This is a genomic window from Burkholderia sp. FL-7-2-10-S1-D7 (assembly GCF_001524185.1).
GTDB lineage: Bacteria > Pseudomonadota > Gammaproteobacteria > Burkholderiales > Burkholderiaceae > Burkholderia > Burkholderia diffusa.
This window is the reverse complement of sequence record NZ_LOWY01000001.1, coordinates 1-24,501: the sequence shown is the minus strand read 5'-3', so window position 1 is coordinate 24,501 and position 24,501 is coordinate 1. Positions and strand designations below refer to the sequence as shown.

The 24,501-nt window shown below is 68.5% G+C and carries 19 protein-coding genes, 1 tRNA gene and 2 pseudogenes; 12 read left to right on the top strand and 10 right to left on the bottom strand.

The window, feature by feature from the left end; all coding sequences use genetic code 11:
* Nucleotides 1–39 precede the first annotated feature (39 nt).
* Complete coding sequence (locus WS75_RS00115; protein ID WP_059678628.1) at nt 40–1,086, bottom strand: alpha/beta hydrolase family protein; 1,047 nt, start codon at nt 1,084–1,086, stop codon at nt 40–42.
* 119 nt (nt 1,087–1,205) lie between these two features.
* Here WS75_RS00115 and WS75_RS00110 point away from each other — a divergent pair, with 119 nt between their 5' ends.
* Both WS75_RS00110 and WS75_RS00105 read left to right on the top strand, forming a co-directional pair.
* A complete protein-coding gene (locus tag WS75_RS00110; protein ID WP_059678627.1) occupies nt 1,206–2,147 on the top strand; it encodes a LysR substrate-binding domain-containing protein in 942 nt (313 codons plus the stop codon).
* A gap of 295 nt (nt 2,148–2,442) precedes the next feature.
* Nucleotides 2,443–3,675, top strand: coding sequence for an MFS transporter (locus WS75_RS00105; protein ID WP_059678626.1), 1,233 nt, complete (start codon nt 2,443–2,445; stop codon nt 3,673–3,675).
* 163 nt (nt 3,676–3,838) lie between these two features.
* Here WS75_RS00105 and WS75_RS00095 read toward each other — a convergent pair whose 3' ends face one another.
* A complete protein-coding gene (locus tag WS75_RS00095) occupies nt 3,839–5,317 on the bottom strand; it encodes a cryptochrome/photolyase family protein (protein WP_059678637.1) in 1,479 nt (492 codons plus the stop codon).
* 370 nt (nt 5,318–5,687) lie between these two features.
* On the opposite strand from WS75_RS00095, the gene WS75_RS00090 reads away from it, so the two are divergent.
* Entirely contained in the window at nt 5,688–6,167 is a 480-nt protein-coding gene (locus WS75_RS00090) for an SRPBCC domain-containing protein (protein WP_059678624.1), read from the top strand.
* 13 nt (nt 6,168–6,180) lie between these two features.
* A complete protein-coding gene (locus WS75_RS00085; protein WP_059678623.1) occupies nt 6,181–6,633 on the top strand; it encodes a nuclear transport factor 2 family protein in 453 nt (150 codons plus the stop codon).
* 59 nt (nt 6,634–6,692) lie between these two features.
* Here the strand turns inward: WS75_RS00085 and WS75_RS00080 are convergent, their stop codons facing one another.
* Genes WS75_RS00080 through WS75_RS00065 form a run of 4 tightly spaced genes read right to left on the bottom strand, consistent with a single transcriptional unit; the run spans nt 6,693 to nt 10,828 of the window.
* Nucleotides 6,693–7,682, bottom strand: coding sequence for an acetyltransferase (locus WS75_RS00080; RefSeq protein WP_373558492.1), 990 nt, complete (start codon nt 7,680–7,682; stop codon nt 6,693–6,695).
* Between the two features lie 14 nt (nt 7,683–7,696).
* On the bottom strand, nt 7,697–8,488 hold the full coding sequence (locus tag WS75_RS00075; RefSeq protein ID WP_059678622.1) for an SDR family oxidoreductase: 792 nt from the start codon (nt 8,486–8,488) through the stop codon (nt 7,697–7,699).
* Between the two features lie 40 nt (nt 8,489–8,528).
* On the bottom strand, nt 8,529–9,722 hold the full coding sequence (locus WS75_RS00070) for a sulfotransferase family protein (RefSeq protein WP_059678621.1): 1,194 nt from the start codon (nt 9,720–9,722) through the stop codon (nt 8,529–8,531).
* Nucleotides 9,719–10,828, bottom strand: coding sequence for a DUF1214 domain-containing protein (locus WS75_RS00065; protein ID WP_059678620.1), 1,110 nt, complete (start codon nt 10,826–10,828; stop codon nt 9,719–9,721). The genes WS75_RS00070 and WS75_RS00065 overlap by 4 nt, the downstream gene beginning before the upstream one ends.
* A 281-nt stretch (nt 10,829–11,109) precedes the next feature.
* On the opposite strand from WS75_RS00065, the pseudogene cysD reads away from it, so the two are divergent.
* From cysD to WS75_RS00040, 5 genes and pseudogenes are all read left to right on the top strand, one after another.
* Nucleotides 11,110–12,030 (top strand): annotated as a pseudogene (gene cysD / locus WS75_RS00060) (sulfate adenylyltransferase subunit CysD); the annotation flags it as partial.
* Nucleotides 12,030–13,928 (top strand): sulfate adenylyltransferase subunit CysN, encoded by a 1,899-nt coding sequence (cysN, locus tag WS75_RS00055; RefSeq protein WP_059678618.1) that lies wholly within the window; start codon nt 12,030–12,032, stop codon nt 13,926–13,928. The pseudogene cysD and the gene cysN, both read left to right, overlap by 1 nt.
* A gap of 122 nt (nt 13,929–14,050) precedes the next feature.
* Complete coding sequence (locus tag WS75_RS00050; RefSeq protein WP_059678617.1) at nt 14,051–15,238, top strand: helix-turn-helix transcriptional regulator; 1,188 nt, start codon at nt 14,051–14,053, stop codon at nt 15,236–15,238.
* A gap of 281 nt (nt 15,239–15,519) precedes the next feature.
* A complete protein-coding gene (locus tag WS75_RS00045) occupies nt 15,520–16,881 on the top strand; it encodes an MFS transporter (RefSeq protein WP_059678616.1) in 1,362 nt (453 codons plus the stop codon).
* Nucleotides 16,868–17,917, top strand: a complete 1,050-nt coding sequence (locus tag WS75_RS00040; RefSeq protein ID WP_059678615.1) for a lactonase family protein — start codon at nt 16,868–16,870, stop codon at nt 17,915–17,917. The genes WS75_RS00045 and WS75_RS00040 overlap by 14 nt, the downstream gene beginning before the upstream one ends.
* A 60-nt stretch (nt 17,918–17,977) precedes the next feature.
* Here WS75_RS00040 and WS75_RS00035 read toward each other — a convergent pair whose 3' ends face one another.
* On the bottom strand, nt 17,978–19,015 hold the full coding sequence (locus WS75_RS00035) for an AraC family transcriptional regulator (protein ID WP_059599044.1): 1,038 nt from the start codon (nt 19,013–19,015) through the stop codon (nt 17,978–17,980).
* 227 nt (nt 19,016–19,242) lie between these two features.
* Here WS75_RS00035 and WS75_RS00030 point away from each other — a divergent pair, with 227 nt between their 5' ends.
* The gene (locus WS75_RS00030; RefSeq protein WP_059678614.1) at nt 19,243–20,355 is read left to right on the top strand and encodes a fatty acid desaturase; all 1,113 of its coding nucleotides are present in this window, start codon (nt 19,243–19,245) and stop codon (nt 20,353–20,355) included.
* A 42-nt stretch (nt 20,356–20,397) separates the two neighbouring features.
* Here the strand turns inward: WS75_RS00030 and WS75_RS00025 are convergent, their stop codons facing one another.
* Nucleotides 20,398–21,018, bottom strand: coding sequence for an HAD family hydrolase (locus WS75_RS00025; protein ID WP_059678613.1), 621 nt, complete (start codon nt 21,016–21,018; stop codon nt 20,398–20,400).
* 222 nt (nt 21,019–21,240) lie between these two features.
* On the opposite strand from WS75_RS00025, the gene WS75_RS00020 reads away from it, so the two are divergent.
* Both WS75_RS00020 and WS75_RS33185 read left to right on the top strand, forming a co-directional pair.
* Nucleotides 21,241–21,331: transfer RNA gene (locus WS75_RS00020), tRNA-Ser, on the top strand.
* A gap of 208 nt (nt 21,332–21,539) precedes the next feature.
* A pseudogene (locus WS75_RS33185) lies at nt 21,540–21,790 on the top strand (transposase); the annotation flags it as partial.
* Nucleotides 21,791–21,961: 171 nt separating this feature from the next.
* On the opposite strand, the gene WS75_RS00010 reads toward WS75_RS33185, so the two are convergent.
* Nucleotides 21,962–23,977, bottom strand: coding sequence for a sodium:solute symporter family protein (locus tag WS75_RS00010; RefSeq protein ID WP_059678612.1), 2,016 nt, complete (start codon nt 23,975–23,977; stop codon nt 21,962–21,964).
* 3 nt (nt 23,978–23,980) lie between these two features.
* Entirely contained in the window at nt 23,981–24,325 is a 345-nt protein-coding gene (locus tag WS75_RS00005; protein ID WP_059678611.1) for a DUF4212 domain-containing protein, read from the bottom strand.
* Nucleotides 24,326–24,501: the final 176 nt, after the last annotated feature.

The window sequence follows — 24,501 nt, the reverse complement described above, 5'->3', positions numbered from 1 at the left end:
GACGGCCTGGCCGCCCGCGCGTGCGCGGGCACCCGGCGGTCACCCGTGCGCGACGGCGCCGGGCACGCCGCTTCCCGCCAGCCGCGCACGCTGCGCCGGATGGCGCGCATGGACGCGGCCCGGTGCGTCGGCCGGCAGCACGCCGTGTTGCAGCCAGTACAGCGCCACGGGCCACAACGTGTCGGTGAAGCGGCTGTGGAAGAACGCGAAGTGGCCGATCGCGTCGACGCCGATGTCGCGCGGCGCGATCCGCAGATGCGTGACGTCGCTGCCCGTGTAGTAGCCGACCAGTCGCTCGATCGCGTCGACCGTGCCGAACCCGTCGTCGTCGAGGCCGATCGCGAGCATCGGCGCCGACAGCCGCGCGAAGCGGGCCGGCAGCGCGGCGCGGCTCGCCGCGGTTTCGGCGAGCGGGCCGTGCGTGTAGGCATCCTCGAAACGCGGCTGCGCGCGCACCCACGACAGCGCGACGCCGCGCGGCGTATCTTCCATCCAGCCAAGCCGTTTCGCAGGCACGTAGCCGAACACGGCCGCGAGCGCCGGCATCGCAACGTGCCACTTCCACCACATGCGCCGCCGCTCTTCCGGCCGATAGTCGCGCCAGTACGCATACTGCGCGCCGACGGTCACCGCATGACGCACGTGCGCGTTCGACGCCGCGAGCCCGAGCACGCAGCCGCCGATGCTGTGCGCGACGACGTCGAGCGGCTGGCCGGGAAACGCGTCGCGCGCGTACTGCAGCGCGGCCTCGCAATCGAGCCGCCCCCAGTCGAGCCAGTTCGCGCGCAGCTTCGCGAGCCGCGCGGGACGCGATCCGCCGATCCCGCGATAGTCGTAGACGAGTACGTCACGCCCCTGCGCGAACAGCCAGGCCGCGAAGCGGAAGTAATAGTCGCAGCGCACCGACGTCGCGCAATTGACGACCGTCACGGGCCGCGCGGCGCCGCCGCCGCCGCGATGCCGCCACACGTAGCCGCGCAGCACGTAACCGTCGGCCGCGGTCAGCGTCACGGCCTGCGGCGGCAACGCGCCCGTCGCGCGCCCGGCCGCCTGATCCGTCCCGGCTGCTTCGTTCGAAATCGTCATCCTGTCTCCTGTGCGGCACCGCCTCACGCCGCGCTCGCCCGATCGGCCAGCCTCCATTGAACTTGACGCGCCCGGCGTTCTCAACCAATCTTGCTGCTCCGTTCGCATGAGCCCTACGCATGTCAACGCCGCTCGTCCGTCTCCCGTCGCTCGACCTCGTGCGCGGCTTCGTCGCCGTCGGCCGCCGCATGAGCATCACGCTCGCCGCGCAGGACCTGTGCGTCACGCAGTCGGCGGTCAGCCGCCAGGTGCACGCGCTCGAGGCGCACCTCGGCGTCGCGCTGCTGCAGCGCGGCTATCGCAAGATCGCGTTCACGCCGGAAGGCGAGCGGCTGTTTCGCGCCGCCGACGCGGCGCTGCTCAGCCTGCAGGACACCGTCGCGTCGCTCGCCGCCACGCGCGAGCGCCAGCCCGTCACGATCACCGCGAGCATCGGCGTCACCGCGCTGTGGCTGCTGCCGCGGCTCGGGCGCCTGCAGGCGCGCCTGCCCGACGTGGACTTGCGCGTGGCCGCGAACGACAAGGTACTCGATTTGCGCGCTGAAGGCATCGATCTCGGCATCCGCTACTGCCCGCGCGAGCGCGCGCCGGCCGGCGCGCTGCATCTGTTCGACGAGGTCGTCGTGCCGGTCGCGCACCCGGCGCTGGCCACGCGGCCCGTTACCGACGCGGCCGCGATCGCCGACCACGTGCTGCTCGAATTCGACGGGCCGCCGCAAACGCAACTGCAGTGGCGTGCGCACCTGCACGCGGCCGGGCTCGGCGACGCGCGCCCGAAGGGCGTGCTGCGCTTCAACCAGTACGACCAGGTGATCCACGCCGCGATCGCCGGCCAGGGCGTTGCGCTCGGGCGGCTCGCGCTCGTCGCGCCGATGCTCGCGGACGGCCGGCTCGCGGTGCTCGGCCCGCACTCGCAGGCGTTGTCGGATACGTACGGCTACTGGCTGTTCCGGCACGATCCCGCACCGCGCCGCGAAGTCGCCGACGTGCGCGACTGGATTCTCGCGGAAGCGGCCGAATGCGACGCGGCGATGCGCGCGTACGACGTGGCGCAACGGTAAGCCGCGAGCGCGTTTCCTCATCGAGCCGATGCCGGCGCGGCGTTGCGCACGGAATGCGCGCAGCCGCAGGCGATGCACCGACGCCCTGGCTAGGCCGCATCGGCCACGCATCACGCTGGCTGCATGCGTCGCAGCGGCGCCACGCATCCGGCCCCCGGCATCGCGTCCGAACCCCGCATCACATTCCCCACGCGCATGCGAACGCGACCGAATGATCGCTTGAGCGCACGGCGACCGGATCGTCTAATCGAATCGAACGCGGCGTCGCGCCGCACGCATTCATCCGGAGACCCGCATGACCCCGATCGAACAAGACATCCGGCGCCGCTGGCTGCCGGTGCTCGCGGGCGGCCTGATCATGGGCGCCGCGCTCGGCATCCGCCACGTGCAGGGGCTGTTCCTCGCCCCCGTCACGCTCGACCACGGCTGGTCGCGCGAAGCGTTCGGCCTCGCGCTCGCGCTGCAGAACCTGATCTGGGGCATCGCGCAGCCGTTCACCGGCATGATCGCCGACCGCTTCGGGTCGGTGCGCGTGATCGTCGCCGGCATGCTGCTGTATGCGGCCGGGCTCGTCACGATGGCGTTTGCCGCGTCGCCCGGCGTGTTCACAGTCGGCACGGGGCTCGTGATCGGCATCGCGCTGTCGGGGTCGGCCTTCGCGTCGATCTACGGCGCGCTGAGCCGGCTGTTTCCGCCGGACCGGCGCGGCTGGGCGCTCGGTGTCGCCGGCGCGATCGGCGGGCTCGGCCAGTTCTGCATGGTGCCGGTCGCGCAGGTTCTGATCGGCGACATCGGCTGGCAACACGCATTCGTCGCGCTCGCGCTCGTCGCCGGGCTGCTCGCACCGCTCGCCGTGCTGGTGCGCGACCGGCACGCGCAAGCCGCGAGTCGCGCGGACGGCCCCGACCAGTCGATCGGCGCGGCGGTGCGCGAAGCGTTCGCGCATCGCGGCTTCTGGCTGCTGAACGCGGGGTTCTTCGCGTGCGGGTTCCAGCTCGCGTTCATCGCGACTCACCTGCCCGCCTACCTGCTCGATCACGGCCTGCCGGCGCGCCATGCCAGCGTCGCGCTCGCGCTGATCGCGTTGACCAACGTGGCCGGCACCTACGCATGCGGCCATCTCGGCGGCCTGCTGCGGCGCAAGTATGTGCTGTCCGTGCTGTACCTCGTCCGCGCGCTGGCGATGGCCGCGTTCGTCGCGGCGCCGTTGTCGCCCGCGAGCGTCTACGCGTTCGCGGCCGTGATGGGCTTCACGTGGCTCGGCACCGTGCCGCTGACCAACGGCGTGATCTCGCAGGTGTTCGGCGTGCGCTACATCGCGACGCTGTTCGGCTTCATCTTCTTCGGGCACCAGCTCGGCAGCTTCTTCGGTGTATGGCTCGGCGCGCTCGTATACGACGCGACGCATTCGTATCTGCCGCTGTGGATCGGCTCGATCGCGCTCGGCGTGCTGGCCGCGCTGCTGCACCTGCCGATCGACGACGCGCGCATCGCGCGCCCGGTGCCGGGCACGGCCGCGTGGGCATGATGCGCGCGGCGCTGGCCGTCGGCGTGCTCGCGTTCGTCGCGTGGTGCGGCGCGACCTACTTCAATTCGGACGTCGCGCTTGCGCTGCTCGAGCACGCGGCATTCTGCAACTGACATGGCAAGCCGCACCGCGCGCGCGGAGGATCGGCTGCGCCCCGCGACGCCTAGTGACGCTTCGGCAACGTGGCCAGCGCATCGAGCGCACGCCGCCGCGCGCCGTCGTGATCGACGATCGGCGCCGGATAGTCGATGCCGAGCCGCACGCCGGCCGCCGCGAGTTCCACGGGCGACGCCTCCCACGGCGCGTGGATCGTCGCCGCGTCGAGGCCCGCGAGTTCCGGCACCCAGCGGCGCACGTATGCGCCCTGCGGATCGAACTTCCGGCCCTGCGTCACCGGATTGAAGATGCGGAAATACGGCGCGGCGTCGGCGCCGCAGCCAGCGACCCATTGCCAGTTCGCCGGGTTGTTCGCGACGTCCGCGTCGACGAGCGTGTCGTAAAACCAGCGCTCGCCGGCCCGCCAGTCGATCAGCAGATGCTTGACGAGAAACGACGCGACGACCATTCGCACACGGTTGTGCATCCAGCCGGTCGCCCACAGCTCGCGCATCCCCGCATCGACGAGCGGATAGCCGGTCAGGCCGCGCTGCCAGGCGCGCAGCGCGGCGGGATCGTCGCGCCACGGCATCGCGTCGAACTGCGCGCGAAAGTTGTCGGTCGCGAGCGCCGGAAAGTGATACAGCAACACGTGGCTGAATTCGCGCCAGCCGAGCTCGCTCAGGAATTTCTCGGCGCCGGCCGCGCAGGCCGCGCCGCCCGCCTGTGCGGCACCCTGCACCGCATGCCACACCTGGCGCGGCGACACGTTGCCGAAGCGCAGGAACGGCGACAGCCGGCTCGTCGCCGACCGGTCGGGCCGGTCGCGCGTATCGGCATAGCCGGCCAGCGACTCGACTGAAAACGCGTCGAGCCGCGCATGCGCGCCGGCCTCGTCGGGTGTCGGCCACGCGTCGCGCAGGCCGCCCGCCCAGTCCGGCGCACTCGGACGCAACGCGAACGCGTCGAGCGCCAGCGCACGTTCGCGCACACCGGCCGGCCACGGGTGAAACGCGATCCTTTCGGGTTCCGGCTGCGGCGCCGCCACCGTGCGATCTCGCCGCACCGCGCGCCAGTATGCGGTGAACACCTGGAACGGCGTGCCGGCGCCTGTCAGCACCTCCCACGGTTCGTTCAGCAGGCTGCCGTTGCTGCTCTCGACCTCAATGCCGCGCGCCTTTAGCGACGCCTTCAACGCCGCATCGGCATCGCGCTGCGGCAGCGCATAGCGGCGGTTCCAGTACACGGCCGCAGCGCCGGTGTCGTGCACGACGCGTTCGATCTCGCGCGGCGCGTCGCCGCGCAGCAGCAGCAGGCGACCGCCATGACGCACGAGCGCCGCGTCGAGTCCGGCGAGCGCCCCGTGCAACCACCAGCGCGCCGCGCCGCCAAGCGCGCGCCCTGCGCCTTCGCCCGTGTCGTCGACGTACACGCACACGAGCGGCCGGCCCGACGCGACCGCGCGCGTCAGCGCGGGCTGGTCGGTCACGCGCAGATCGTCGCGGAACCACACGACGGCAGGAGCAACGGACGACTTCGCTGGCACGGGCACCTCGATCGGGAAACGGAAAAGTGACCGGTATTGTCGCGGCACGGACGCGCGATGTCGATGTCCGGCACACGTGCGGCGCCCGTCAACGCGTCGCGTCCCGACGACGACGCCCGGCCGGATCGCGAGCCCGGTGAAACGCCTTAGTCCATTCCGACGATTCTTCACCGGACGCACCGGCCTACGCTCGATGTCGGGTTCAACGCGATGCGCGACACGCGCCGGCCGCCGGTCGGCCACGCGCATCGCGCGACGCATCTGTCAGGCCCGCCGCCGCGCGCGCGGACCGTTCCGGCCGTCGCGGCACGCACCAGCCCGGGCGCGCCCGCGGTCTCGCCCTCATCGTCAATCTCACCCGATACCCGCCATGACCAGACCAGCCAATCTCGTCACCTCGATCACCGTCGCGATCGACGCCCCCGCTTCCGTCGTCTGGGAAGTGCTGACCGACTTCCCGCGCTACGGCGAATGGAACACGTTCTGCGTCGGCCTCGAAACGACCGGCCGGATCGGCGACTTCGTGTACATGCAGGTGCGCATTCCGGGCACGGAGACGGTCATTCCCGTCAACGAAATCCTCGTCGCGTGCGAGCCCGAGCGTCTGCTGTCGTGGGAGCAGCGCCCGATCGACGACAACAAGGATGCCGCGCGCCGCGACCAGTACATCGAAGCCGACGGCGCCGAGCGATGCCGTTACTTCACGACCGACCAGTTCCTCGGCATCAACGCGGAAACGATCATGCGCGAGCACGGCGGCTGGGTGAAACAGGGGTTCGACCAGTGCGCGCGCGACGTGAAGCGGCGCGCGGAAGCGCTGCACGCGTCCCGCCGGCGTGAAAGCGCGTGACGGAAAACGGCCGATGCCCGATCTGCAGACCCTCTCCGATCATCACGACATCCGCGAGCTGATCGTCGCGTACTCGAGCGCGATCGATGCGCGCGACTTCGACGCGCTCGATGCGGTGTTCACGCGCGACGCGACGATCGACTATCGCGCGATGGGCGGGATCGCCGGCAGCTATCCGGACGTCAAGGCGTGGCTGCGCACCGTGCTGCCGCAGTTCCCGCAATACCAGCACATGGTCGGCAACCTGTCGATCACGCTCGACGGCGACATCGCGCGCGGCCGCACGATCTGCTTCAATCCGATGGAAGTCGCGCTGCCGGACGGCGGCACGCAGGTGATGTTTCTCGGGCTGTGGTACGTCGACCGGTTCGTGCGCACCGCGCAGGGTTGGCGCATCGCGCAGCGCGTCGAGGAGCGCTGCTACGGCCACAACGTGCCGGCCGTGCTCGCACACGCGACCGGCTGATGCGGCATGGCGCGCGCCGTGGCGGCGTTGCACGGCGCGCGCGTCGCGGGCTCCCGGTTTCAGTCGAGACGGAAGGCCGCTTCGAAACGTTCGGCGAACGCGTCGAACTCGGTTTCCGGCAGATGGTTGATGCCGCCCGCGCGCTTGCGCCCGCCGCCGGTCGGGAAACCGCGGCAGAATTCGTCGGCGCCGAGCGACCGGCCGTCGGGCACGCGCACGCTGACGACGAGCCCGCCCTGCGCACGCGGCGACAGCACCGCGAGCGCCGCATGCGGCGCATTGCGCATCCGCTCGTTTGCGAGCATCCCCGTCGCGCGCCGCGCCCACGGATGATCCGGCATCCTGATCAGCGTCGCACCCGGCACGTCGCGCAGCGGCGCGAGCGCGCATGCCCGCGCCATGTCGTCGCGATAGCCGTCGCGCAGCGCGGCGAACACCGGCGTGTCGCGCACGAAGTCGAGCGGATCCGCGCACGGCAGCATCGCATCGGCCAGCACCGCCGGATCGAAATGCAGATCGTCGACGCAGTCGCCGTATGCGTTGTAGTTCAGGTAGAGCCCGAGTTCGGCGAGCGTGCCGCGTTCAGCCTCGTCGAGCCCGTATTCGCGCGCGAGCGCGTCGCCGAGCGCCGGCAGTTCGTCGCCGAACGCCGCGACGATCGCCCAGCGCACGTGGCGGCCGCCGAGATGGCGGTTCACGAGCGCGCTCGTGCAGACGTCGGCGGCCGTGTCGATATACGCGTCGAAACGCGGATCGCCCGGCAGCTCGCCCGCGAAGTGATGGTCGAAGTAGCGGATCGCCGCGCCTGCGCGCAGCAGCCGCGCGCAGGCGTCGCGGTTCTGGTCGTGCGATACGTCGAGCACGGTCACGCGGTCGCCGGCCCGCGCGTCGATTCGCTCGAGCAGCCTGATGTCGCGCTTCACGCCGGTCACGAGCGTGCCGCGTTCGCCCTCCGCGAGCCGCAGTTGCTGCAGCGCGCACAGGCCGTCCGCGTCGCCGTTGAACGCGAAGAAATGTCGTCCCCGGTGGGGTTGCCGTTCCTGCATCATCCGTCGCTCCGTCCTCAGGGCATGAAGTCGCCGCCGTTCGCGTCCAGCGTCGCGCCGGTCACCGCGTTCGCATAATCCGACGCGAGGAACAGCGCCGCGCGCGCGCAGTCGTCGTCGGTCGGCAGCTTCGCGAGCGCGATGTTCGACGCGATCGGCGCGATGATCTCCTCCTCCGTCATTCCGTACTCGGCTGCCGCCTGCCGGAAATACGTCTGCGTCGGCACGCCCCACATCCAGCCCATGTGGATGCTGTTCGCGCGGATCCCGTGCACGCCGAGCTCGCGTGCCAGGTATTTTGCCGCGACCGCGAGCGCGCCCTTCGATATAGCGTAGCCCGATTCCCCTGCAAACGGCTTGCGGGTGGCCTGCGTGTTGATCATCACGATCGCGCCGCGCTTCTGCCGCTTCATGTGCGGGACGATTTCCTGCGTGAGCGTCATCGTGCCGAACACGTTCGTGTCGAACACCGCGCGCCAGCCATCGAGATCGGCTTCCTCGACCGCCTCCGGAAACGTGCCGTGCACGAACGCGCTGTTCACGAGCGCGTCGATCCGGCCGAAGCGCTCGACCGCCTGAAGCGCGAGCTGCCGGCACTGCGCGCGTTCGGTAATGTCGGTTTGCACCTTCAGCACGTCGCATGCGACGCCGAGTGCGCTGATCCGCGCCTGCGCGTCGTCGAGTTTTTCCATCGTGCGTGCCGCGACGACCACGCCGCGCGCCCCCTCGCGTGCCGCCTCGACGGCGAGCTTCACGCCGAGCCCCGGCCCGATTCCGGAAATCACGACGATCTTGTCCTTCAGCAACATGGGTTGTCTCCTGGTTGTCGTTGGTTTCGCGGGCGCGCCGTCAGCCGGCCGCCCGCAGGTGCCGCGCGCGATACGCGGCAAAGTCGTGCGCCAGTTGCGCATCGGTGAAGCCGAAGCGCGCGATCGAGTAATCGTGCGCGGCGCGCTTGTCGCGGCCGTTGCGCGTCATCCAGTCCGTCATCGCCGCGCGCTGCCGTGCATCGAGCGGCATGCCGGCGAAGCGGTACACGGCTTCGGCGACCCCGAGCGGATTCGACACGGTGTCCTCGAAACGCACGTCGAGAAACCGCTCGGCCGGCAACGCGTCGCGCGCCGTCATCGCCGCGCGGATCGCGCGCGCCATTCCCGCGTGCCATTGCGCGCCGACCGTGCGCGGATCCGGGTTGTCCGCGTACATCTGCCACAGCGTGTGCGCCATGCTCGCCATCGACGGAATCGTCTGCGCCGGGTCGCGGTGCGTGAGCACCACCTGCGCGCGCGGAAACACGCGGCACAGCACGTCGAGCGCATGCAGGTGCTGCGGCGTCTTCAGCAGCCAGCGCTTGGCCGGCGCGACGCCGCGCTGCACCTTCTGCCACTGCAGGAACTGCAGCATGCGCTTCAGGTACGTATAGACGGGCGTCAGGTCCTGCTGCTCGAGCCACGTCGTATAGCCCGGCACATTCGCGTACGAATCCATCGCGCACACGAACGAGTGCTCCATCAGCATGAACTCCTCGTCGACGAGCATCGCGTCGAGCGGATGGATCGTCAGGATCTGCGGAATGCAGTCGATCATGGCCGCGACCTCGGCCTGCGCGCGCGCGATGCGCACGGTCGGCGCGGCGAGTGTCTCGCCGGCGAGCGGCGCCGGATAGCGCGTTTCCCACCACGCGGCCGAATGAAAGCGCGGGTCGACCGCGAGCAGCCGCTGCAGCAGCGTCGTGCCGGTGCGCGGCAGCCCGACGATCACGAGCGGATCGTCGATCTCGATTTCGACGATCTCCGGATAACGCCGGCAGTAATCCTCGACGACGAGCCGATTCACGAGCTGGCCGACGAGCTTCTCGCGCATCATCTCCGCGCCGCGCGCGGACAGCTTCGCTTCATCGATCAGCGATGCGCACATCACGTCGAGCGCCTCGCGATACGGGCCGTCGCCGAACGCGGCAAGGCCGCCCGTGCGCGACACGGCTTCGGCGATCAGCCCGTCGGCATCGAGCAGCGTGCGGATCCGGTCGAGCGGCGCGTTCATGCGGCGTCCTTCAGCGCGGCGAGCTTGACGACGCGCGTGCGCGGATGCACCGGCCGCGCGGCGCCGACCCAGCGCCAGCAGATCGTGCCGCTGCGATGCCCGGCCGTATCGAGCCAGTTCGCGTCGCCCGGCCGCGATGCGGCGACCACCACCGTCACGCCGCCGTCGGCATTCAGGCGCGCGCTGTGCTTGTTCACGCAGATGTCGAAGTGCCGGTAGTCGAGCGACTCCATCCAGTGGTTGTTGAGCTGCACGTTCCAGAAGTCGCAGTCGGGCACCGTGTCGACGTCGATCACGAGCGCCTCGTCATCGGCCAGCGACCAGCACGAGTGGTAGTAGTAGATGTTCGGATCGCCGCCGACCGACTGGCACAGCGCCTGGTCCGCGGGCGGCAGCGCGTTGACGTGCGCTCCATAGCTCGCGGCCCAGTCGGCGAACAGCGTCGACGTCCGCTCGACGAACTGCGCGGCGCGCATGAGGCCGCCCTGCAGCACGAGCGGGTCGAGCGGCGCCGGGCGGTCGTCGGCGCCGATGCGCTCGATCTTCAGTTGCGCGGGCGTCTCCGCGCGCCGGTCGAGGAAGGTCTGGCGCACCAGCAGCGCGTTCGTGCCGGGCTCCATGCGTACCCAGTTGCCTTCGCGCGGCGTCGCGCTCAGCACGATCTCGAAGCTGCCGTCCGGCGCGATCTCGAGTTGCTTCGCATCGAGAAACCCCGTCTGCAGCATCTTGCCGTCCGTTTCGTAACCGCCCTTCTGCGTGCCGAAGCTCAGGTACGCGACCGTGCCGCGCCGCCCCGTCACGCGATATTCGCAGCGGCCGTCGAGGCGTGCGTACTGGTACAGATTGTCGGGATTGTCGGCGCCGATCTTCGCGGTCTCGTGCGACGGCGAGAAGAAGCCGGGCCATCCGCCGTCCGCGAACTCGACGTGCATCTCGAGCGCGATGCGCATCAGCCGGCTCAGGTAGCGGAACCCTTCCGCGCGCGTGAGCGGATCGTCGGGCGCGTCGGCGCGCAGGATCTGCTGTCCGCTGCGCTTCAGGGTGTCGCAGAAATCGGCCCAGGTCTGGCCCGAAAGCAATTGCTTGGCACGTGTGTCGTCCGTCATGTGTCGTCTCCGCCGGTGGTCGAGCGCTCACCTTAAGCGAGCGCTCCACGCGCTACTTCGTCCGGGTGGACTAAGGAAAGATCCGCTGCGCCGCCGTGCCGTGCCGGGTCTGGCCCGTTCCGGCCAATCACGCACGCTCCCCTGAACAAAAAAATTAGTGCTACTGGCGCAAGCCCGTTGTTGACCGGAACAGGCCCTAGTCCACCCGGACGAAGAACGGCACCGCCCTCGCTCGATACCGTTGGCGTCATGCACGAAACGCCGCACATGTCGCGCGGCGCCGGCATGCAACAAGGAGACGAACGATGTTGACCCACTTGGAGCGACTGGAGGCCGAGAGCATCCACATCATGCGGGAGGTGGTCGCGGAAAGCGAAAACCCGGTGATGCTCTATTCGATCGGCAAGGACAGCTCGGTCATGCTGCATCTCGCGATGAAGGCGTTCTACCCGGCGAAGCCGCCCTTTCCGCTGCTGCACGTCGATACAACGTGGAAGTTCCGCGAGATGATCGCGTTTCGCGACGAGACGGCCGAGCGCCTCGGCCTCGACCTGCGCGTTCACGTGAACCCCGACGGCGTGGCGAACGACATCAATCCGTTCACGCACGGATCGGCCGTTCACACCGACGTGTGGAAGACGCAAGGGCTCAAGCAGGCGCTCGACCACTACGGCTTCGACGCCGCGTTCGGCGGCGCGCGCCGCGACGAGGAGAAATCGCGCGCGAAGGAGCGCATCGTGTCGCTGCGTTCGACGCAGCACCGCTGGGACCCGAAGCGCCAGCGGCCCGAACTCTGGTCGCTGTACAACGCGCGCAAGCGCAAGGGTGAAAGCCTGCGCGTGTTTCCGATCTCCAACTGGACCGAGTTCGACATCTGGCAATACATCCGGCTGCACGACATTCCGATCGTTCCGCTCTACTACGCGAAGGAGCGGCCCGTGGTCGAGCGGGACGGCGCGCTGATCATGGTCGACGACGAACGCCTGCCGCTGCGCGCCGGCGAAGTGCCGCAGATGCGCAAGGTGCGCTTTCGCACGCTCGGCTGCTATCCGCTGACGGGCGCGATCGACAGCGACGCGAGCTCGCTCGACGACATCCTGCAGGAGATGCGCGACACGCGCACGTCCGAGCGCCAGGGACGGCTGATCGACAGCGATTCGGCCAGCTCGATGGAAAAGAAGAAACAGGAGGGATATTTCTGATGGCACACGTTCTCACCACGCCCGAGGCCCCCGATATGCACGCCGACGATGCGCAGACGAAGGACCTGCTGCGCTTCATCACGTGCGGCAGCGTCGACGACGGCAAGAGCACGCTGATCGGCCGCCTGCTCTACGAATCGAACATGCTGTTCGACGACCAGCTGACCCAGCTCGAAGCCGATTCGAAGAAGGTCGGCACGCAAGGCGGCGACCTCGATTTCGCGCTGCTCGTCGACGGCCTGTCGGCCGAGCGCGAACAGGGGATCACGATCGACGTCGCGTACCGCTTCTTCGCGACCGCGCGACGCAAGTTCATCGTCGCCGATACGCCCGGCCACGAGCAATTCACGCGCAACATGATCACCGGCGCGTCGACTGCCGATCTCGCGGTGATCCTGATCGACGCGCGCAAGGGCGTGCTCACGCAGACACGCCGCCACAGCCATCTCGTCGCGCTGATCGGCATCAGGCGCGTCGTGCTCGCGATCAACAAGATGGATCTGGTCGACTACGACCGAGCGGTGTTCGAGCGCATCGACGCCGACTATCGCGCGTTCGCGGCCGAGCTCGGCCTGCAGGAGATCGTCAGCATTCCGATGTCCGCACTGCGCGGCGACAACGTGATCGCGCCGAGCACGCGAATGCCGTGGTACGCGGGCCCGCCGTTGATGCAGCATCTCGACACGCTGCCGCTCGTCGAGCGCGTGACGCGCGACGAACCGTTCCGCCTGCCCGTGCAATGGGTCAACCGCCCGCATCTGAACTTCCGCGGCTATGCCGGCAGCATCGCGTCCGGCGAAGTGCGCGTCGGCGAACGCGTGCGCGTGCTGCCGTCGGGCAAGGAAAGCCGCGTCGCGTCGGTGATCACGCCGGCAGGCGAAGCCCACGTCGCGTGCGCCGGCGAAGCGGTGACGCTCACGCTCGCCGACGAAATCGACATCAGCCGCGGCGACATGATCGCGCACGCCGACGCGCCGCCGGAGGTGGCCGATCAGTTCGAGGCGACGCTCGTGTGGATGCACGACGAACCGCTGCTGCCGGGCCGGCCGTATCTCGTGAAGCTCGGCACGCAGACGGTCGGCGCGACCTGCGCGACGCCGAAGTACAAGATCGACGTGAACACGCGCGAGCATCTCGCCGCGCGCACGCTCGCGCTGAACGAGATCGGCGTGTGCAACCTGAGCTTCGACCGGCCCGTCGCGTTCGATCCGTACGACCAGAATCGTCATACCGGCGGCTTCATCGTGATCGACCGCTTCACCAACGACACGGTCGGCGCCGGGATGCTGCACTTCGCGTTGCGCCGCGCGCACAACGTGCACTGGCAGGCCGTCGACGTCGACCGCAACGCGCGCGCGGCGCAGAAGGCGCAGACGCCGCGCATCGTGTGGCTGACCGGGTTGTCCGGCGCGGGCAAGTCGACGATCGCGAACCTCGTCGAGCAGCGGCTGCATGCGCTCGGCAGGCATACGTATCTGCTCGACGGCGACAACGTGCGGCACGGGCTCAACCGCGATCTCGGCTTCACCGAGGCCGATCGCGTGGAGAACATCCGGCGCGTGGCCGAAGTCGCGCGACTGATGCTCGATGCCGGGCTCATCACGCTCGTATCGTTCATCTCGCCGTTCCGCGCGGAACGCGACATGGCGCGTGCGCTGGTCGGCCCCGACGAGTTCGTCGAAGTATTCGTCGACACGCCGCTCGCGGTGGCCGAGGAACGCGATCCGAAGGGGTTGTACAAGAAGGCGCGCAAGGGCGAACTGAAGCACTTCACGGGCATCGACTCGCCGTACGAGCCGCCCGCGCAGCCGGAACTGCGCATCGACACGGTGGCCGAGTCGCCGGAAGCGGCGGCCGACCGCATCGTCGCGTACCTGCTGCGCGAGCGCGTCGCCTGACCCTCGCCGGCCGCGTCGCACGGGCACTGCCCGCGTCGTCTACTCCGTTCGGATGACGCGGGCCGCCGGCCGGCCGGTATGCTCGTTCGGACGCATTCACCCCGCCCCAGGAGAACACGAGCATGCGGATCGCGCTGGCGCCCGACGACACGGCCGCGCACGACGGTTTCGACGACGCCGCATGGACGGCCCGCGAACTCAGCGCGTGGCTCGGGCTCGTCTATCAGGGCCTGTCGGAAACGACGCCGTGGGCGCGCTTTCTCGAAGCGATCCGCGTGCGGCTCGACGCGCGCTTCACGACGCTCGTGCTGCGCAACCCCGGCGGCTCGCGGCGCGGGCTCATCATCAACGCGTCAGCCGACGGCCCGCTGCTGCCCGGCGAGCCGTCGTACAGCGAGCAGTTCTATGCGCTGTGCCCGTTTCTCGACCAGCCGCCCGGCCAGGTGTTCACGGCAGACGGACTGTTCGGCGCCGCCCGCTGGTGCGCGCACGATTTCTACCGGCAGTACCTGCAGCCGCTCGACCTGCGCTTCATCCTCGGCGCGAACCTGCGCGGCGAGCGCGGCGTCGAGTGTGCGTTCTTCGTGAGCCGCGCGCATCATGCCCGCGACTTCGACGCGGCCGAACGCGCGCAGGTCGCGACGCTGTTGCCCCACCTGCAGCGCGCGGTCGAGCTGCATGCGGCGCTCGACGTGCTCGACGCCGAGCGCGCGCTGTACGCGGGCACCGTCGACCGGCTCGACGTCGGCACCGCGATCCTCGACGAGGATGGCCGCGTGATCAAGCACAACCGCATCGCCGAACGGCTGATCGCGCAGCAGGACGGCCTGTGCCTGCGCCAGGAGCGGCTCCATGCGTCGTGCCCGCTCGACGAGCGCCGGCTGCAGAAGGCGTTGCAGGCCACGCTCGAGCATTTCCGCGCGGGCGCGCTGGGGCGCATCGAGGCCACCACGCTGTCGCGTCCCGGCGGCGCGATGCCGTTGAACGTGCTGCTGCGCCCGCTCGCGCCCTATCGCGGCGCGGAGGACCGCCAGCACCGGCCGGCCGTCGCGGTGTTCGTCCGCGATCCGGCGTCGTCGCCGCAGACCTCGCGCGACATGCTGCACCGACTGTTTCGCCTCACGCCGATGGAAACCGAGATCGCACTGCTGCTCGTCGACGGCCTGACGCTCGACGAAGCGGCCGCCGCCACCGGCATCACGAAGAACACCGCCCGCGCACACCTGCGCGGCATCTTCGCGAAGACGGGCGCAACGCGCCAGGCCGTGCTCGTGAAGATGCTGCTGAACAGCGTCGTGTCGATGGCGTAGCGGGCGTCGCCCGCCCCGGGGGCGACGCCCAACGCAGCGCAGGGCCGGCCGCCGAGGGCATGGTCACCAGCTGGCTGTCGAATCATGTCATACGTCATCTGATGTGATTGAGCCAAATAATCTCCCGATGCATTGCGCAATATTTGGCCGAATTTCGGGTAAACCCGCGACGCCATGCCGGAATCCGAGGCGTACCATGTTATACGACGACATACTACTTAACTCACCACCCGACGCCGACGCGGGCCGCCGCCCCGTCCGCCGTCCGACCGGAGACTCCATTGACCACGCCTGCCCTGCCCGGCCGCGACGCGCTCGCGTCCGCCGTCTCGAAAGTGAAATGGCACGTGCTGCCGCTCGTGCTGATCATGTTCATCGCGAACTACATCGACCGCGTGAACGTCGGCTTCGTCGATCGCCACCTCGAAGCGTCGATCGGTATCGGCGCGGCCGCGTACGGGCTCGGTGCCGGCCTGTTCTTCGTCGGCTATGCGCTGTTCGAAGTGCCGTCCAACCTGCTGATGCAGCGCTACGGCGCGCGCATCTGGCTCGCGCGGATCATGGCGACGTGGGGCATCGTCGCCGCCGCGATGGCGTTCGTCTGGAACGACACGTCGTTCTCCGTGCTGCGCTTCCTGCTCGGCGCAGCCGAGGCCGGCTTCTTCCCCGGCGTCGTGCTGTACCTGTCGCAATGGCTGCCGCCGCAGGAGCGCGGCAAGGCGATGGCGATCTTCCTCGGCGGCTCCGCGTTCGCGTCGGTGCTGTCCGGGCCCGTTACCGGCGCGCTGCTGTCGATCCACGGCTTCGGCCTGCAAGGCTGGCAGTGGATGTTCCTGATCGAAGGGATGTTCTCGGTCGCGCTGTGCGGCGCGAGCTGGCTGCTTCTGAAGTCGCACATACGCGACGCGACGTGGCTCACCGCCGACGAACGCGCGGCGCTCCAGAACGCGCTCGATGAAGAACGCGCGACCCGCGACCTGCGCTCGAAGGTGCACGTATCGGCCGCCACGCTGCTGCGCGACCCGCAGATCATGCTGTTCTGCTTCCTGTATTTCGCGATCCAGCTCACGATCTACGCTGCCACCTTCTGGCTGCCGACCATCATCCGCAAGATGGGCGGCCTCACCGACTTCCAGGTCGGCCTCTACAACACGATTCCGTGGATGATCGCGATCGGCGCGATGTACGGCTTCGCGGTGCTGTCCGCGAAGTGGAAGCATCCGCAGCGCTGGCTGTCGTTCGCGCTCGTGCTCGCCGCGTGCGGGCTGTTCGCGTCGACGTCGCACGATCCCGTCTGGTCGTTCGCGTCGATCTGCTTCGCCGCACTCGGCTTCAAGGCCGCGTCGTCGCTATTCTGGCCGATCCCGCAGGGCTACCTCGACACGCGCGTAGCCGCGGCCGTGATCGCGCTCATCAACTCGATCGGCAACCTCGGTGGCTTCGTCGCGCCAACGGCCTTCGGCTATCTGAAGCAACATACGGGTTCGATCACGGGCGGCCTGTATGCGCTCGCGATCGCATCCCTCGTCGCCGCGGTCGCCGCGCTGTTCGCCCGCACGCACCGGCGCAGCGATCCGCCGCGCGGCCTGCCGGCCGACGAGTCCTTCACGCACACCGCAATGCTCCGCCATGCCGAACACTGACCGCCTGACCGTCGTCGTCTCGAATGCCGTCGACGGCGACCTCGCCACGTTCTCGCTCACGTCCGACGGCGCGCTCGCGCCGCTCGCCCGCTACCCGGCCGGCGACGTCGCGATGCCAGTCGCCGTGCAGCCCGATCGCGGGCGGCTGTACGTCGCGACGCGCGGCGCAGAGCCGACGATCGTCGCATTCCGCATCGCGGCCGGCACCGGCGCGCTCGCCCGCATCGGCGCAACCGCGATCGACGCGAGTCACGCGTACCTGTCGCTCGATCGCAGCGGCCGCTGGCTGCTCGGCGCGTCGTACGGCGGCAACTCGCTGAGCCTCTACGACGCCGCGCGCGTGCGCGACGGCGACGGCGCGCCGCTGCAGGTCGCGCACGGCATCGCGAACGCGCATGCCGTCATCGTGTCGCCGGACAATCAATTCGCGTACGTGAGCTCGCTCGGCTCGGACCGGATCTTCACGTTCGCGCTGGTCGAGGATGCAGGCGGCCTGCGCGCGGTCGAGCACGGCGAAACGCGCGTGCCGGGCGGCTTCGGGCCGCGTCACCTGCGCTTCGCGCGCGACGGCCACATGCTCGTCGCGGTCAGCGAATTCCAGGCCACGCTCGCGACCTTCTCGCGCGACGTCGACAGCGGCCGCCTCGGCAACGCACAAGTCAGCGCGCGTCACCCGGCCGTCATCGACCTCGCGCAAGGCCATGCGCGCCCGCCCGCGCCGACCGAACCCGCCGTGTGGGCAGCCGATCTCCACCTGACGCCCGACGAACGCTTCGCGTATGTCAGCGAACGCACGTCGAGCCAGTTGCTCTGCTATCGCCTGCATGCGGACGGCACCTTCGAACCCGCTCATGCGACGGCCACCGAAACGCAGCCGCGCGGCTTCGCGATCGATCCGTCGGGACGCTGGCTCGTCGCATGCGGCGAGCAGTCGGAATACGTGTCGGTCTACGCGGTCGAGCCAAGCGACGGCACGCTGTCGTTGCACGCGCGCGTGCCGGGCGGTCGCGGGGCGAACTGGGTTGCGATCGTCTGACGGGTCGATTGATCGATGCAGGGCGCACCACCGACACCGGCCGCGCCGCGCGGCGTGCCGTCAGCGCCGCTCGCTCGGCGCGACGCCGGTCCAGCGCTTGAACGCACGCGTGAAATTGGCGCGGTCGGTATAGCCAACCCGCGCCGCGATCTCGTCGACCGGCAGGCGTGTGCCCTCGAGCAACCTGAGCGCATCGCGCAGCCGGATCTCGTCGAGTAGCGCGGAATAAGTCGCGCCGAATTCCGCGAGCTTGCGTTTCAGCGTGCGCGCCGACACGTGCAGCTCGCGTGCGACTTCGTCCACCGACGGATAACCGGCGTCGCCGCAGATCAGCAGGTTGCGCACGCGCTCGACGATGCTTTCCGCATAGCCGAGCCGCGCGAGCTCGGCCTCGCATTGCTGGACGATCATCTGCGCGGTCTGCGCGTTCGCGGTGCCGATCGGCTCGTCGAGCAGCGCCGCGTCGCAGCGGATGCGGTTCGCGCTCGCGTCGAAATGACAGCGCGGCAGCCGCTCGCGATAGCGCTCGAACCACGGCGGTTCGGGCCATTCGAAATGCAGCTCCGCGCGCGACCGCAGCGTGCGGCCGGGCGCGGGATCGAGCAGCGAGTTGAACAGGATCGCCGTCTCGACCAGGAAGTTCTCCACTGCGAACTGGCGCAGCCGGCCGAGCGGAAATGCCTCGAGCACGTCGATGTCGACAATCCCGTCGAGCTGCGCGAGCCGCACCGAAAAGAACGGCACGCGCGTCGGCAGGTAGCGGATACCGAGCGCGATCGCCTCGCCGAGCGTCGCGCAACTCATCAGCCCGAAGCCGATCAGTCCGGATTTCGTGAGACTGCTGCGCAGGCCGATCTCGATCGCGATCGACGGATCGTCCGTCGCCTCGAGCAGGTTGAACACGATCGCCGCCTGCTGCAGCGGCGTGATGCGCGCGTCGGGCTGGGCGAGCCGGTCGCGCTCGACACCCGACCCGGCGAGAATCCGGCCGCCATCGATGCCGCGCTCCTCGGCGAGCATCAGCATGAACAGCGCATACGCGGACGATACCGTCGCCTTGTTCAGCTGGCGCGCGGCATCCGGGACGGACAGGGCCATACGGCGGACTCCGGAGCGGTTTTCGGCGGATTGTAGCGTCGCTGGCCCGCAATGACACCACGTCGGCACTCTAGCCGCATGACGCCGCGTCGCAGGCCGGCGCGCGGGTCAACGTGGCCCGAAATGACACCATCATTGGCACCGACGGCCCTCGCGTGCGCCACGAGGCGCACCTATGCTTGTCACATCGGCATTGCGCCCCACTCTCTCTGCACGGATTCCGGTCGATGAACCAATCTGCACGAACCGTCTTTCGACATGACGCCGACAAGGTCGCGTACGTCCGCCGCGAGGTCAACGCCGCGAGCGACGCGATCCGCGCGCGCTTTCCGCTGCTCGACAACCAGAACCTCGTCGGCGCGACCGTGATGGCCGTATCGGTGAGCGCGATGCTCGCGATCGCCTGGCTGTATGCGCGCGGCGCGATCGCGTGGTACGTCGCGCTGCCGCTCATCGCGTTCGTCACGTCGCTGATCCACGAACTCGAGCACGACCTGATCCACCTGATGTACTTCAAGAAGACACCGTGGGCCTATCACCTGATGATGGCGCTGTGCTGGCTCACGCGGCCGGGCACGATCAACCCGTGGACGCGCCGGCGCATGCACCTGCATCACCACAAGGTGTCGGGCGGCGAATCGGATCTCGAGGAATTCGGCATCACCAACGGCGAACGCTGGGGCGTGAAGCGGCTGTTGATGATCGCGGACGGGATGCTCGCCGTCGTGTTGCGGCCGGAGGCGATGCGCCGCAAGGTCAAGCAGTACGTGGCCGCGCAACCGGTGCAGGATGCGGCCGAACGCGCGCAATTGCGCATCGAGCAGGTGTCATCCTACATGCCGATCGGTCATGCGTACTACGCGCTGTGGCATGCGTTCATCGTCTATCACGCCGGCCTGTTCGCGCTGCATGCGTTCGGCTATGCGGTGACCGTGCCGACCGTCGTCGAGCGCGTGATGCACGTCGTCGATTTCCTCGCGGTCGTGTGGCTCGGGCCGAACTTCGTGCGCAGCTTCTGCATCAACTTCGTCAGCTCGAACATGCATTACTTCGGCGACATCGATTCGCGCAACGTGATCCAGCAGACCCAGGTGCTCAACCCGTGGTGGATGCTGCCGTTCCAGCTGTTCTGCTTCAACTTCGGCAGCACGCACGCGATCCATCACTTCGTGGTGCGCGATCCGTTCTACATCCGGCAGCTGACCGCGCGCACAGCGCACAAGGCACTGCGTGAAGTCGGCGTGCGGTTCAACGACGTCGGCACGTTCAGGCGGGCGAATCGCTGGGGTGCGTATCGTCCGGTTCGCGGTGTGCGCGGCACGCGGCGGGCCGACGCTTGACGGCAGCGCGCGGCGTTGCTCGCCGCGCCGCCCGTTAGTCCGTCAGTCGCCGATCGGCGGCATCGGCCCCTGCCCGCGGATCCACGCCCAGTTCGCGAGTTCGGCCATTTCCTTGTCGCCGCGGCTGTCGCCGTAGGCGAACAGTTTCGCGGGCAGCCGATTGCCCCACCAGCGGCGCAAGCGCATGACCTTCTGCGGGCCCCAGCAGTTCTCTCCGTTCAGCCGCCCGGTGAACGTGCCTCGCTCGAACGCGAGGCGCGTCGCGAGCACCGTGTCGATGCCGGCCGTCTTCGCCCACTTCTCCAGATACAGCGACGGCGACGCGCTCACCAGGACGACTTCATGCCCGCGCGCCTGATGCTCGCGCACCCGCTCCAGCATGTCCGGACGCACGAGATTCGGCAAGTAGCCGTCGACGAAGCTGCGTGCCAATACGTCGAGCGCGTCCTCGCGGATCGGCCCGAGCGCAAACCACGCGAACTTCGCCTTCGCATCGCCGCGCGACAACAGTCCCGCCTTCATCGCGACGATCCACGGCAGCGCGCGCAGCCCGGCCCATGCGAATCGCGGCGTGCCGACCGCGTAGCGGACGAAATGACGGAAGCTGTCGGTGGTCGTGATGGTGCCGTCGAAATCGAATGCGGCGACGATGCGGTCGGTCATGGAGAGGCAGGAAAGCGATCAGATGCCCGGGAAGATAGCAGACTCGCGCGGCCGTGCGGTCGGGCACGGCGTAACTGGAGGCACGGCTCTTCTGCGCGGCCGGATTCGCTACGAACCTGAGCCGCCGCGCGAACCGCGGAAGGCGGCTTTCCGGCCGATTTCGGCGGATCGCCCAAGGGGGTGGCGACCATCCGTCAGAGTTTGCTATACTCTCGGTCTTCCGGAGAGATGGATGAGTGGTTTAAGTCGCACGCCTGGAAAGCGTGTATAGGTTAATCGCCTATCGGGGGTTCGAATCCCCCTCTCTCCGCCAAATGATTTAAAAAGCCCCGCAAAATCAATGATTTGCGGGGCTTTTTGTTTTGTGGCTATCAAGCCAACTATCAAACGCCGCCACCGGACTTCACCTCGGCACCGCGGCCGACAGACGTGGGAAACGACGAAGCGCAAAACACCAGGGACGGGCACGCCTGACGCATGTCCACCGAATAGCTATCCGCGCTCGGGCGTCCTGGTCGAATGCTTATCTGGCGCTGGGCATTCGTGCCAACGGTCGCAAGGAAGTGCTGAGTCTGTGGATCGAGCAAACCGAGGGTGCAAAGTTCTGGATGAAGGTCTTCAACGAACTGAAGAACCGAGGCTTGCACGACATCCTGATCGCGGTGGCCGACAGTTTGCGCGGCTTCCCCGAAGCGATCGAGGCGGCTATCCGGCCGCCCAAATCCAGACCTGCATCGCGCATCTGATCCGCAATTCGCTGAATCTGGCGAGCTGAAAGGACCGCAAGCCGCTGACTGCCGCGATCAAGCCGGTCTCCAGGCCGAGGCAGCAGCAGCGACGCTCGACACCGGGCGACGAAGCGGCTGGCAAACCGCTGTATCTGACCTTGCGCAACATCGAAAACTTTTTTTCGCCGCGATGCCCCGCGTCCAGCGCCTCAGCGTCACGGATGCCGAATGTAATCCACCAGCGCCCTCGTGTATTCATCCGGCTGCCGATCGAGCAGACTCACCACGATCGCCACCGCGAACCCCGCCGGCACGCCGAACACACCTGAACTGATCGGCTCGATCCCGAACCACGTCCGCCCGGCGAACCCCGTCAGCTGCGTGAAGTACGGATACGTCGACACGATGTAGTACACGCACACCGCGAGCCCCGTCAGCATCCCGGCGATCGCACCGCGCGTCGTCGTGCGTTTCCAGAACACTCCGAGCACGAGCACCGGAAAGAAACTGGACGCCGCAAGCGAAAACGCCGCCCCGACCAGAAACAGAATCTTCCCCGTGCTGAGCGACGCGACATACGACGCGAACAGCGCGACGCCAAGCAGCAAGACCTTCGAGATCGTCACGCGCCGCTGCCTCGACGCGTCCGGCGCGACCATGCAGTAATAGACGTCGTGCGACAGCGCATTCGCGATCGTCAGCAGCAACCCGTCCGCGGTCGACAGCGCCGCGGCCAGCGCACCGGCCGCGATCAGCCCCGACACGACATACGGCAACCCCGCGATCTCCGGCGCGGCCAGCACGACCATGTCGGGCTGCATCTGGATCTCCGACCAGTGCACGATGCCGTCGCGAATCACCTCGACGACGCTGATCAGATCCGGTTCGAAGTGATGCCACTGCGTGACCCACGCGGGCAGCTCGGCGATTGGCCGCCCGACGAGGCTGGTGAGAATCTCGTACTTGATCATCACCGCGAGCACCGGCACGCTCAGGTAGAACAGCGCGATGAAGAACAACGTCCAGCCGACCGAACGCCGGGCCGATGCGACCGACGTCGTCGTGTTGTAGCGCGTGAGGATGTGCGGCAGGCTCGCGGTGCCGAGCGACAGGCACAACAGCAACGCGAGGAAATTCCGCTTGCGCGGCTTGCGGTCGTCATCATTCGCCGCGGGAAACGGCTCGTGCATCGGCACGGGTGGCTCGGCGCGTGCCAGCAGATCATCGCGCGTCTGGGTCCAGGTCACGCGCGCCGCCGTCGGATCGCGCGGAAAGTCCGCCAGCTCGCGCTCGCGCTGGTTGATCTCGCGCAGCGGCCCGTTGTGGCGCCGCAGGTCCGCAAGCTGGTCGACGAGTTGCTGGCGAGCGTTCGCATACGATGCAGGCAAGCGGTCGAGTTGCGCCTGCACGACCCCGGCCTGCCTGCGATACGCATCGCGCACCTGCTGCTCGGCGGTGGCATCGCGCACCTGCGCCTCGCGCGCCGCCACGCGTTCCATCAGCTTGCCGTAATTGAACTGCGGAACCGGCCCGAGCCCGTTCTTCATCGCGATCAGCGACACGGGAATCAGGATCGCGCTGATCAGGATGATGTACTGCGCGACTTGCGTCCACGTGACCGCGCGCATCCCGCCGAGAAACGAGCACACGAGAATGCCCGCGAGCCCGCAGAAGATCCCGATCGCGAAGTCGACGCCGATGAAGCGCGTCGCGATCAGCCCGATCCCCTGGATCTGCGCGACCAGATAGACGAACGAGCACAGGATCGCGGCGCCGGCCGCGAGCGCGCGCACGGCGGTGCTGGAAAAGCGCGTGCCGAGAAAATCGGGAATCGTGTAGCGCGCCAGCTTGCGCACGTATGGCGCGAGCAGGAACGCGACGAGGCAGAACCCGCCGGTCCACCCCATCACGTACGCGAGCGCATCGTAGCCGGTTGCGTAGAGCGAGCCGGCCAGACCGATGAACGACGCCGCCGACAGCCAGTCGGCTGCCGTCGCCATCCCGTTGAACGCGGACGGCACGCGCCGCCCGGCCACATAGTATTCGACGAGATCGGACGTGCGCGACAGCAGCCCGATCACCGCATACACGGCAATCGGCACGAACAGGAACACGTAGCCGATCCACACGCCGGAACCGGTCGAGCGCTCGATCCGCCACAACAACAGCACGAACCCGAGAAAGCCGAGGGTGTAAAGCGCGTACGCGCGAATCAGTCGATGCGTCAGCATGGATCAGCGGGCATGGTGCGCATTGCCCGCCTGCGCCGCATGTTCGTCGTACGCGCGCCGCAGCAAGCGGTCCGCGCGCTGCATCAGGCCGATGTAGACGACGATCAGCACGAGATACACGAGAATCGCGCCCTGCGCGCCGACATAGAACGGCAGACTGAAACCGGCAAAGCGGATGCCTGCGAGCGCGGGGGCAAAGAACGGCACGACGAACGACACCGTGAAGCCGATCGCCATCAGTACCACGATCAACACGACGTTGAAACGCCAATAGCGCGCATGGGCACGCGCGAGCAGCTCGGGAACGGGTGGCGGCGCGGCAGGCGCCGGACGGGACGAAACGGTCATGCCGTTATTTAGCAAAAAGCCCCTGCGCGGGCAATCGGGATTGCCGCGCAGGGGCTCGTGTGCGCAACGTGCACAACAGGCGCGATCAGCGCACTTCGGCGAGCTGCTCGAGGATCGCGGGGTTCTCGAGCGTGGACGTGTCCTGCGTGATCGCCTCGCCCTTGGCGAGCGAGCGC